Annotated in this window: 10 protein-coding genes; 4 read left to right on the forward strand and 6 right to left on the reverse strand. The window is 44.3% G+C overall.

The genetic code is table 11. The features are described 5' to 3' along the window. Positions 1 to 62 precede the first annotated feature (62 nt). The 3 genes from eamB to queC all read left to right on the forward strand — a co-directional run bounded on the left by eamB (position 63) and on the right by queC (position 2,021). Positions 63 to 647, forward strand: a complete 585-nt coding sequence (gene eamB, locus R7O13_RS18440) for a cysteine/O-acetylserine transporter (protein WP_005388201.1) — start codon at positions 63 to 65, stop codon at positions 645 to 647. Between the two features lie 308 nt (positions 648 to 955). Next, the gene (locus tag R7O13_RS18445) at positions 956 to 1,297 is read left to right on the forward strand and encodes a helix-turn-helix domain-containing protein (protein WP_025768136.1); all 342 of its coding nucleotides are present in this window, start codon (positions 956 to 958) and stop codon (positions 1,295 to 1,297) included. 67 nt (positions 1,298 to 1,364) lie between these two features. Next, a complete protein-coding gene (gene queC, locus R7O13_RS18450; protein WP_005377298.1) occupies positions 1,365 to 2,021 on the forward strand; it encodes a 7-cyano-7-deazaguanine synthase QueC in 657 nt (218 codons plus the stop codon). A 310-nt stretch (positions 2,022 to 2,331) separates the two neighbouring features. Here queC and queE read toward each other — a convergent pair whose 3' ends face one another. Further along, positions 2,332 to 2,982: a 7-carboxy-7-deazaguanine synthase QueE gene (gene queE, locus R7O13_RS18455; protein ID WP_005377296.1), complete on the reverse strand. Its 651-nt coding sequence runs from the start codon at positions 2,980 to 2,982 to the stop codon at positions 2,332 to 2,334. Between the two features lie 216 nt (positions 2,983 to 3,198). Here queE and R7O13_RS18460 point away from each other — a divergent pair, with 216 nt between their 5' ends. Continuing rightward, the gene (locus tag R7O13_RS18460) at positions 3,199 to 4,008 is read left to right on the forward strand and encodes a Cof-type HAD-IIB family hydrolase (RefSeq protein WP_017821691.1); all 810 of its coding nucleotides are present in this window, start codon (positions 3,199 to 3,201) and stop codon (positions 4,006 to 4,008) included. A gap of 160 nt (positions 4,009 to 4,168) precedes the next feature. Here the strand turns inward: R7O13_RS18460 and R7O13_RS18465 are convergent, their stop codons facing one another. The 5 genes from R7O13_RS18465 to prpF form a co-directional block, all read right to left on the reverse strand. Next, on the reverse strand, positions 4,169 to 5,614 hold the full coding sequence (locus R7O13_RS18465; RefSeq protein WP_318304423.1) for a bifunctional NUDIX hydrolase/phosphatase PAP2 family protein: 1,446 nt from the start codon (positions 5,612 to 5,614) through the stop codon (positions 4,169 to 4,171). Between the two features lie 385 nt (positions 5,615 to 5,999). Continuing rightward, positions 6,000 to 7,331, reverse strand: a complete 1,332-nt coding sequence (locus R7O13_RS18470; protein ID WP_182039218.1) for a trypsin-like serine protease — start codon at positions 7,329 to 7,331, stop codon at positions 6,000 to 6,002. 191 nt (positions 7,332 to 7,522) lie between these two features. Next, complete coding sequence (locus R7O13_RS18475; RefSeq protein WP_005377290.1) at positions 7,523 to 8,002, reverse strand: GNAT family N-acetyltransferase; 480 nt, start codon at positions 8,000 to 8,002, stop codon at positions 7,523 to 7,525. Positions 8,003 to 8,191: 189 nt separating this feature from the next. Further along, positions 8,192 to 10,069, reverse strand: a complete 1,878-nt coding sequence (locus tag R7O13_RS18480; RefSeq protein ID WP_318304425.1) for a propionyl-CoA synthetase — start codon at positions 10,067 to 10,069, stop codon at positions 8,192 to 8,194. Between the two features lie 77 nt (positions 10,070 to 10,146). Beyond that, the gene (prpF, locus tag R7O13_RS18485) at positions 10,147 to 11,343 is read right to left on the reverse strand and encodes a 2-methylaconitate cis-trans isomerase PrpF (RefSeq protein ID WP_054575019.1); all 1,197 of its coding nucleotides are present in this window, start codon (positions 11,341 to 11,343) and stop codon (positions 10,147 to 10,149) included. Position 11,344: the final 1 nt, after the last annotated feature.

The raw sequence follows: 11,344 nt of genomic DNA on the forward strand, positions 1-11,344 counted from the left end.
TTTATTCAATTTTTTAATCAATTGTAGCGAAGTATAGTGCAGTAAAAACAGGAGAGATAGAGATGACCGCCATCTACACCGCATTTTTTACTTACGTAATCATTACTTCAATTACACCAGGGCCAAACAACATTTTATCGCTCAGCATCGCGACGCAATATGGACTAAAACGCTCAACAAAAGTGATTTCGGGGATGTTTTGTGGCTATGTTGTTTTGATGCTACTTTGTGGCGCTTTCACGTATAACATGATCAGCCTCTTGCCCGTGATTACACCTTGGCTAACATGGATTGGAGCAGCTTATATTGTTTGGTTGGCTTGGGGGCTTGCTACGAGTGAGATCAAAACTTCATCGGATAATTCTAAAGGTATCAGTTTCTTAACAGGTTTCGGTTTGCAGTTCGTTAATGTGAAAATCATTCTTTATGGAATTACCTCTATTTCTACGTTCGTACTGCCCCACACTCAGAATATCTACTGGATCTTAGCGACTAGCCTCATTCTTGCTTTGATCGCACTTCTTAGCAACGTAGTCTGGGCCGTTGCAGGAAAGCTACTTCAATCGCAATTCCAGAGATATGGCAAAGTCATCAATATGAGCTTAGCAGCAGCTCTGATCTATTGTGCGACACAGTTATTTACTTAAGTATATAGTTGATCATCAAGAACAATATTGCTCTTCAACTTAGACGACTACGTTTATGTGAAGAGCAAATTCTGCTCTACAAATCGCTGCGGTTTCTCGTGCCCTTACTCGCTCCTCCCGCTCCTTCATACGGCAGTTTTTGAAGAAGTAGATTCAACGTCACTTAATCAACCTAAAGAGACGAAATCTTTTTTAGTTATACAGACACGGCCTTGGCGACCTTGGTAAAAACTAAGTATTACTTAGTATACACAAATCAGAAAAACTAAGATAATCTTAGTCATCCAAGTCCTTCGTATGAACTTTAAGTGTTGTTTAATAACCCACTCCCAGCCCGCCTTAAGCATGCGCGTAAACAAGCGAATCTGTCCCAAAAAGCACTGGGCATCCGTATCGGCATGGATGATAGTTCTGCAAGTGCAAGGATGAATCAATACGAAAGGGAGCGCCATACTCCCGACGTAAAAACGCTCAAACTTATCGCAGATGAGCTAAACGTGCCTCTAAACTATTTTTTTTGTGAAGATGAAATCACCGCTGAACTTGCTGTGAATCTCCACAAGCTGTCAAATGATGACAAGCAAAGAGTGCTTGAGAGCACAGCCCAGTTGATTGCGGACGCAATCGCCACGAACAAGTCGAGTACGTAATAGGGATTAAACGCCTAAGAATACGTATCAATACCAAAGAATCAAAGAGCATAACTAAGGGTTCAACATGGCTACAACAAAAGCACTTGTGGTTTTTTCCGGTGGGCAGGACTCTACGACCTGCTTAATCGATGCATTAAATACATATGATGAAGTTCATGCTATAACGTTTGATTATGGCCAGCGTCATTCAGATGAAATAGATATCGCTATCGAATTAGGTAAGCAACTTAACATCAAAAGCCACAAAGTCCTGGATGTAAAATCAATTAATGAGTTAGCGATAAGCTCGCTGACAAGAGACAACATTCCGGTATCTAATGACTTAAGCGACGCTAACGTACCCAATACATTCGTTCCAGGGAGAAACATTCTCTTTCTTACTTACGCATGTATCCATGCTTACCAGCTTGGCATTCAAGACATCATTACGGGAGTTTGCGAAACAGACTTTAGTGGTTACCCTGACTGCCGAGACAACTTTATTCGCTCTCTAAATCTCTCTTGCAATTTAGGTATGGATAAAGCCTTCAACATTAAGACTCCTTTAATGTGGCTTACTAAAGCCGAGACCTGGGCTCTAGCTGATAAGCACAATATGTTGGAGTTTGTCCAAAACAATACTTTAACATGTTACAACGGAATCGTTGGTAAAGGCTGTGGTGAATGCCCAGCGTGCCTACTGCGACAAAGCGGCTTAGAAGAATACTTAGCGAGCAAATAGTCTTTGTTAGCGGTAATAGCGCTGGGATAAAACCTTTTGCGTTAGCTTCTAAACGTTTTATCTCAGCGTGAAACTCCAGCCAACAGAGCTTTATTTTGATGCCGCCAGATTGGTGGCATCAATTAAATGCGAAACGATTGTCGAACCAAAGATAGCACTACACCACAACAGCCAACACTGCTTAGCTTTTACAACGCTATAAATTGCTTAGATATATCGACAATGTTTCGATAGCAAAGCTACCAACGGCATTACTCGCGAAACCGGGATTAGATAGAAAAGCTACCTCGAATGATGACGAGTCTCTCGTCTAAGCAATACTCAAATATTTATGAGTTTGAACAGACAAACGCCAATTGCGGGCAATGCACGTATCAATACACAATTGCGTAGCACGAGGCTTCTGGCTAATTGGTTGTAGTGCAATGATAGTCTCAGCCGCTACGTTCGCATTTGCTAAAAGGTCATCAAGGTGGTCGATGTCTTTCTGGGTGCCGACTGGATGCTTAATCTCATTTGCCCGCTCTAACGCGCTATTAAGCACTGGTAATTTACCTTTCATTGCTACTTTTGGTGACACTGTCACCCACGTATTTTCTGAAGTAATCACTTCTGATGTGCCACTGGTTTCAATTTGGCATTGGCACCCCATATCTTCAAACGCCTTTGTTAAAGGGCGCAGATCATAAATACAAGGCTCTCCACCAGTAATCACGATATGCTTAGCATTAAAGCCTTGCTGTTGATATTGCTCTACGATGTTCTCGGCAGATGCAACACACCACGTCGGAGAGTCTTCCGTTTTCACCAGAATATCGCCTATTTGACGTTGATCATTCTCATCTGCATACCACGTTTGTTTGGTATCGCACCATGAGCAACCAACCGGACACTCTTGAAGCCGAACAAAAACAGCAGGGACTCCAGTGAAAACCCCTTCCCCTTGGATGGTTTCAAACATCTCATTTAGCTTATACAACGCAGAACTCACTCAACTCATAACATTTCGAGGCGAAGACCATAATGGACACGCGTGTCTAGGTCAATTTAAACCAAAAATTAATTGTTAAAATAGACCATTTTGTAGTTTCATAGCGTAATGAATATAGGTTTCTGGTTAACGTTAAACCAAGCCTTATTCACTGACAGCTCCCAAAAAACTTTAAGGTAAGAAATGATGTATAAACTGATCGCACTAGATATGGATGGCACGCTACTCAATAGTGATAAAGCCATTTCTGAAGAAAACAAACAAGCGATCGCAAAAGCTCGAGAAGCAGGCGTTACTGTCGTTCTCGCTTCTGGTCGCCCATTAGAAGGAATGCAAGACAAGCTCGACGAACTGAATATCCATTCCGATCGAGATTTTGTTCTTTACTACAACGGTTCGATGGTCAAGAACGTAGGCACAAACGACATCATCCACCAGCAAATCATAGATGGTAAAGCTGCAAAATTGGTGGCGCGAAAAGCCGAAGAGCTAGGTGCGTACGTCCATGCTTTTAGTCAAGTTCATGGTTTAATCACCAACGAACACAACCCTTACACCGATATTGAAGCAAAGATAAATGGCTTAAATGTCACCGAGATGAACTTCGAATCACTAGAAGACGATCATCCAATCATCAAAGCTATGATGGTTGCAGAGCCAAGCAAACTAACAGAAGTTATAGCAGCACTGCCAGCTGAAATGCGCGAAGCGTTTACGGTTGTTCAAAGCGCTCCGTTTTTCCTTGAGTTTCTTAACCCTGCGAGCAACAAAGGTATTGGTGTTGCCGCAATTGCCGAGTATCTGGGAATTAAACCGGAAGAAGTTATCTGTATGGGTGACGCAGAAAATGACCACCACATGCTGAAATACGCTGGCCTTGGTATCGCGATGGCAAATGCAATGGAAGAAACCAAGCAAATCGCTGACTACATTACGGCAAGTAATGATGAGCACGGTGTCGCTAAAGCTATAGAAAAGTTCGTGCTCAATGCATAGCCCTTTCCGCCATGTCTGTTGCGTTAAGCTTCTTACGTTTAACACCCCTAGCCGTCCAAGATAGGCAAGCGGCGTTGTTCGTGGACTAAACGTGTAAAAGCCTTGCTGTAATGCAAGGCTTTGTTTTTACTCAAATACTAATAGATAACAAATACAGCCATCAATCTAGCAACGTTTTGCTCGGTTGGTTATCACAAGTCAGCTTCCTTGCAAGCAGCATAAATAACAACATTAATAATGGATAATGTAACGTCGACAAGACTAATGACCACAAACCGCTAAACGATACGATATTAGCCGAGTACAAATAGAGTTGATCAACAAGCAACAATGCCAGCGTCACAAAGATCATCTGCCGAGTATCTAAATGTGCTTTCGACTCTTTAAATGTCATGACCAACGCTGATGCAGTGATTAAAATTGCTAGCCAGCGACCAAACACAGGTAATGGCCAGATGACGGAGATGACCGATGTTGCCGCAGTCATAATGAACCAGACGCCTTTTGAGCTTAGAACTTGATCAACGTTCACATCTTGATTTGTCTCCAGTCGAAGAACATGCCAAGCCACCAAGCTGCCTAACAGCGCGCCAAATAACATATCTAAAATAAAGGCACTGCCGAGGAAAAACTTACCTAACACCACAGTAAGAGTGATGAACACGAAGACTGCCGTTGTTCCATTCAAACCAAAATACTGGGTTCTATGAAACAAGAACGTCAGAACACAAAACCACACAGCGATAGGCAAGCTAGGAAAACTAAAGCCAAAGCTGTGCGTTAACTCCATCATTGGTATATAGACATGTGGGCGCGGTAACGAAAAGCCTTGTTGAGCGACAAGCACCATAAGCGACGTTGCACTAATTGCGAAAAAGAGTCGGTACACAAACCGGCTACCAAAGCGCATCATGGCAAAAGGAAATAGAAAGAGTAGTACCGTTGGTTCTGTCAGATCTATAACCAGTTTTGAGATCTGACTAGCTACCTCGTAACTCGTTTCTGACAACGCCCCTACCCAACTCTGTAAATCTATCAGCCACGCCAATTCAACCTGACGAAATGAAGGCGCGGATTCGATCAACTGAGTCACATAAGATACTGATTGCTTGGTAGCTTGATCAAAAAACTGAGTGGCTTGTGGCCATTGCTCAGGATAACGATATAAAGATGATGGTAATTCAGATGGGCTAAGCAACATCGCTGACGCAACTTCTACTCCATAATGAGGGGCAAACCAAATAGGCAGTTCATTTCCACCTAAAGAATTATTCATAGAAAAAGCGATAATGTCAGAGTCTGATATACAGTCGTAAAAAACCGCAGTGTCCGTTCTGCCAAGCTCCTCTCCAACCGTAACCACTATACCGGTTTCTTCCCACGTTTCTCGTTGAGCAGCAACTTGTGGAGACTCACCATCAATAATGGTTCCGCCAGGTAGAGAAATCTTATCCGTTAATACTTCATGAACTAGCACTAACTTGTCATCAGCGCGAACAATACAGAGCGCTCCTTTAACTTCGCTCGCAGTGGCTTTAGCCGTAGAGATCGGTGAAACAGGTAACAAAATAAAACAAAGGATGAGTAATAACAGCTGTCTCAACACAAAATATGACCTTAAATAAACATAATGATAACCAATGAATCATGGCAGTTAATCTTATCTTTTTCGACAAAAATTAAGTAACGAGTTATGCCAAACTGAGTTGATCGCGTAAAACCTGATCTCAACGCTCACTGGAGAATAATTTAATGCAAACCTGACAAAAATCAGACAAAACATAAAATGTTGATCGCAATTCTGCCAGTTATATAAAGATAACGTCAGGAAAAAGTCATACACATTTTGTGGGTTCTCATAGTTGACACAATAAAAAAGGGCTTATTATTCGCAAACAATAAACCCCAGTTATGGTAACTATGTACTGATCGTTGAAACCAAGAATGAATCTTATCTCATGGTCAACGAATCAAATTCACTGGCCCGATCGTTAGTTAGACTTGCAATTCGCATCGCCGACTTTTTGCCAAACACCCCAAGGCCCTGAGTCTGCTGGATTATCACCTTGAGTCCACCACTGCGCTTGCCAAACTTTACCATTCCAAGTAACCGTATCTCCTTTGAGATACACTAAGCTGGCTTGCCATACAGTTTTACAGCTATCTGTGGGAGGCGTTGTCACCGTTTTCGCTTGAGCGGATACTAACGCTTGGTATTGTGTGCTGGTCTTATCAACGTTGAAGTTCAAAACCACTCTTGCTTCTCCGCTCTGAGTAGCACCAAATTCAACATCAATACGACAACTTGCATTCATTGCTAACGTCGCCTGAGAGCACTGATCATTGGCAATAACAGCTGCATCAGTAACACCCGAAGCAAACGCGCGAACATTTTCCACAGTGAAGGTGGTGTTCCCTGAATTCTGGATAACAAAGCTATGTTGCTGTAACTCCCCAACATTAAATGATGCCAGTGTCTGTTCGGTGGTGTATCCAACAGAAACATTCTCTTTTGGTGGTGTTACTGTTCCGATAACACCATCGACAAAATTGCGCATAGCAGCGATATCGCTATAAACCCCATACATACCAGGACGAGCACAACCTATTCCCCAACTGACCACACCAAGTTGAGTAATTACACCACTGCGATTAATGACGATTGGACCACCACTATCTCCCTGACAAGAATCTATCCCACCTTGAGGAATACCAGCACAGAATGACACTTCTCCAACCGTTGTGTAGTTGCCACCGGCTTGACGGCAAGTCATATCCGACACAAGTGGGACGTCAACCTCTTGCAATCGAGACGGAGAGCTTCCTCCTTCAGAAGTTCGCCCTAAGCCAGCAACACTAAGCCAATCTCCGATGCTCGCGTATTGCGTTAGACTACCATTCGCAATCTCAACTGAAGAAACACCTTGAGGCACAGAGTCGAGCTTCAATACCGCGAGGTCATGAGAAAGCGTCGCGCGGCGATATGCCGGGTGCATATGGATCTCACTGACGTTTGCACGAACACCATCACTACCGTTATAAACAACGCCACCGATTTTAACCGCAATCTGACTCGGAGAATCACCCTCAACACAATGTGCAGCAGTCAGGACGTAACCATTCCCGATATAACTGGCCCCACAATACGATCGGTTACCATAACGACTAACAATTTGGGTGTAGAATTTCCAGTCACGTGGGTCGGCAGTTACTCCGCCTACGATCTGGGGTTGGATAGTGTGATTTTGCGTCTGTGACAAATCATCAGCACTTGCGAACATTGGCAAAACGGCTAAAGCAAGTAACGATTTTGTTAGTTTCAAAATATTGTCCTCTTGTTTTTGTAAGCACGATCCTCGTGCTACTAATAAACAAGCAGACAAAAACGCCGATACCAATGTAGGTGCATATCAATTTGTTAACATTGCGAGTAGCTTATAGAGAAAAGTCTATTGACGAACTGAATGATTTCAATTCGATCGAACCTAAATCACAATATTAAAGTTAAATACGATTATTCGTTCAGCGGTTTTCTTAAATAGTGGATATGGTGTGCAAATCCTTGTTTTTCATACAAAGATATTGCGCCCTGGTTAAAATGCCATACTTCAACAAACATCTGTTTTGCACCGTAATCAGAGAACGTTGACTCAATTTTATTAATCAAAGCCTGCGCCGTACCTTGTTTTCGATATTCAGGCAGCACATAGAGCTCATCCACGCTTCCCATCATAACTGGCTGGCTGACGGTAGAAATAAGTTCACAGAAGTGACCAGAAATAAAGCCAATAATTTCATCTCCTTGTTTTGCTACGTAAACAAGGCACTCAGGGTCATCAATATATCGAGCAATGCTTTTTTCTTGTTCTATCTCCTCTGCCGTTTTGAAAAGCTCAGGAGATTGCAGATGATGCTCATCATGAAGCTCGAACATAAGATCGTTGAGCAACTCTAGGTCGCTAAAACACGCAGGTTTAATCGCAAACGTGGTCATACAAAGGGTCACTAAAAATGGAATGGCTGTAGTTTGTGAGGAAAACGTCGTATTGGCAAGTCACAAATGCTTTCACGATACGTTTGTACTGTTTGAGCAACAAAAAAGCCCCTGTACTTAATAAACGTACAGAGGCAGAACCAACCTACAGAGTTCGAGGATCAGGGGTTAGTTAGAATTGAGTTTTTCTCAGCGTCGTAGCACTCGCTCAATTTCGTTCAAGCTACTTGGGTCATCAATCGTTGACGGAACGGTGTATTTTTCACCATCAGCTATTTGACGTATAGTTCGACGCAAAATTTTACCTGAACGTGTTTTCGGTAAACGGTCTACAACCAACGCATGCTTGAAGCAAGCAACTGCACCTATCTCACTACGCACTTTGCCAACAAGCTCACCTTCAAGGTCTAGCTCATCCACTTTAACACCGTCTTTCAGTACAACAAAACCAAGTGGAAGCTGACCTTTTAGATCATCGTGGATACCGACCACCGCACATTCTGCAATCGCTGGGTGGCCTCCTACTATTTCTTCCATTTCACCTGTCGACAATCGGTGTCCCGCGACATTAATCACATCATCAATACGTCCCATAATAAACAGGTAACCGTCTTCATCCAGATAGCCACCATCACCAGACACGTAGTAGCCTGGGAACTGGCTAAGATAACCAGTTTCAAGACGGTCATGATTACGCCAAACCGTTGGCAGACAGCTTGGTGGTAGCGGACGTTTTAATGCGACAAAGCCTTGTTGGTTAGGCCCGACAGCCTCTCCAAGTTCATTCAGAATCTCGACCTGATAACCCGGAATGGGCTTCGTCGAAGAACCAGCTTTAACTGGCATCATTTCGACACCTGTCGGGTTGCCCGCGATGGCCCAGCCCGTCTCGGTTTGCCACCAGTGGTCAATAACGGGCTTGTCCGCTTTGCTCTGAACCCACTCCAGTGTCGGAGGGTCAAGGCGTTCTCCCGCCATAAAGATGGTTTTCAGATTCGACAAGTCGTACTGTTTTAAGTGCTCGCCTTCCGGGTCCTCTTTCTTAATCGCACGAAACGCCGTTGGTGCAGAGAACAACGCATCTACTTTATATTCATCACACACTCGCCAAAATGCGCCAGGATCCGGTGTTCGAACAGGCTTGCCTTCGAATAGGATAGTAGTGCAACCGTGAATCAGTGGAGCGTAAACAATGTAAGAGTGCCCTACTACCCAGCCCACATCAGATGCCGCCCAAAAGACGCCATCTTGAGGAATGTTATAGATTGCGCTCATGGAGTACTTCATCGCGACAGCATGGCCACCGTTATCACGCACAACGCCTTTCGGCTTACCTGTCGTGCCCGATGTATAAAGTATGTAGAGCGGATCGGTTGCTAACACCGGAACACAACCATGTGGCAGCGCTTGTTTGTACTCTCGCTGCCAATCTAAGTCTCTTTCTTGGTTTAGCTCAGCGTCGCACTCTGGACGTTGGAAAACAAACACTTTCTCAGGCTTCCAACGGCTGTCCATAATGGCTTTGTCTACCATTGGTTTGTATGGAATGACTTTGTTGATCTCAATCCCGCACGACGCCGTCATGATCACTTTCGGCTCTGCATCTTCAATTCGTACAGCAAGCTCATTAGGTGCAAAACCACCGAATACTACGGAATGAATCGCCCCCAAACGCGCGCAGGCAAGCATCGCCATTGCGGCTTCTGGGATCATCGGCATATAAATAACGACTCGGTCGCCTTTTTCAACACCTTGAGCAGACAGCATGCCAGCAATTTTTGCTACTTGGTCACGTAGATCGCTATAGGTGTACGTGGCTTTACGACCTGTCACTGGCGAGTCATAAATGAGTGCAGTATTATCACCGCGTCCTTGCTCGCAATGGTAATCTAATGCTAACCAGCACGTATTCATTACACCATCTGGAAACCAACGTTCTATGCCGTTTTCATCAGATTTCAAGATAGTTTTAGGAGATTCAAACCAATCGAGATTCTCCGCTTGAGCGCGCCAAAAACTCTCCGGTTCATTCTTCGCCCATAAGTATTCTTTTTCGTATGAAGACATATTGCTTCCTCCAGTATGTCCTGACATTGCTCTCGTTCTACTCAAAGATCGCTCTTTTAATCCAAAGATCGTCTCTTTTAATCGAAGACATAGAAGGGTACACGCACAAATCCCTCCATCAGTATTCTCGCACTTCGGCTCATAATGGCTTTTTGCACCACCCAGCCCTGCTCAGTTTGCTTCGCTTGTGCCCCAACTTTTAACGTTCCTGACGGGTGACCAAAAGTCACGGACTCTTTTTCACCGCCACCAGCGGCTAAATTCACTAACGTTCCGGGCACACACGCAGCAGAAGCAATAGCAACGGCTGCTGTTCCCATCATTGCATGATGTAGCTTGCCCATCGACAGCGCGCGAACGAGCACATCAATATCCGACTCATTAACGGCTTTACCACTTGAAGACAGGTAACTTTTCGGTTTAGAAACAAACGCTATTTTCGGCGTATGTTGGCGTGTTTGAGCTTCTTCTAAATCAGAAATCAGGCCCATTTTTAACGCGCCATATGCGCGGATGGATTCGAACATCGCTAATGCTGTGTCATCGTTGTTGACATCGTCTTGCAGCTCGGTGCCCTGATATCCTATCGATTCAGCATCAATAAAAATGGTTGGTATGCCCGCGTTAATAAAGGTCGCGTTGAACGTACCCACATCCGGCACCACCAAATCATCAACTAAGTTGCCCGTTGGGAACATACTTCCTTCGCCATCGGAAGGATCAACAAAATCCACTTGAATCTCTGCCGCTGGAAACGTGACACCATCGAGTTCAAACTCTCCGGTTTCTTGGACGAAACCATTGACGATTGGCACGTGAATCAAGATGGTTTTGCTGATGTTCACCTGCCAAACACGCACCGTCACAATTCCATTTTCTGGAATGCGGTCTTGTGGGATCAGACCAGCATGAATGGCGAAAGGACCGACAGCGGCAGACAAGTTGCCGCAGTTACCGCTCCAATCGACGAATGGTTTGTCGATCGACACTTGGCCAAATAAGTAGTCAACATCGTGATCGGCTCTGCTGCTGCGCGAAACAATCACTGTTTTACTGGTGCTTGACGTCGCGCCCCCCATACCATCAATTTGCTTCGCGTACGGATCAGGGCTGCCAATAACACGTAACAACAGTTTGTCACGTGCGGCTCCAGCCACTTGCGCCTCTTGAGGCAAATCCTCTAGGTTGAAAAAGACACCTTTACTCGTGCCGCCACGCATGTACGTCGCGGGCACTTTTATTTGGCTTGTTTGATTCGGAGTATTATTTGACATA

It is taken from the genome of Vibrio sp. Y176 (assembly GCF_033438945.1).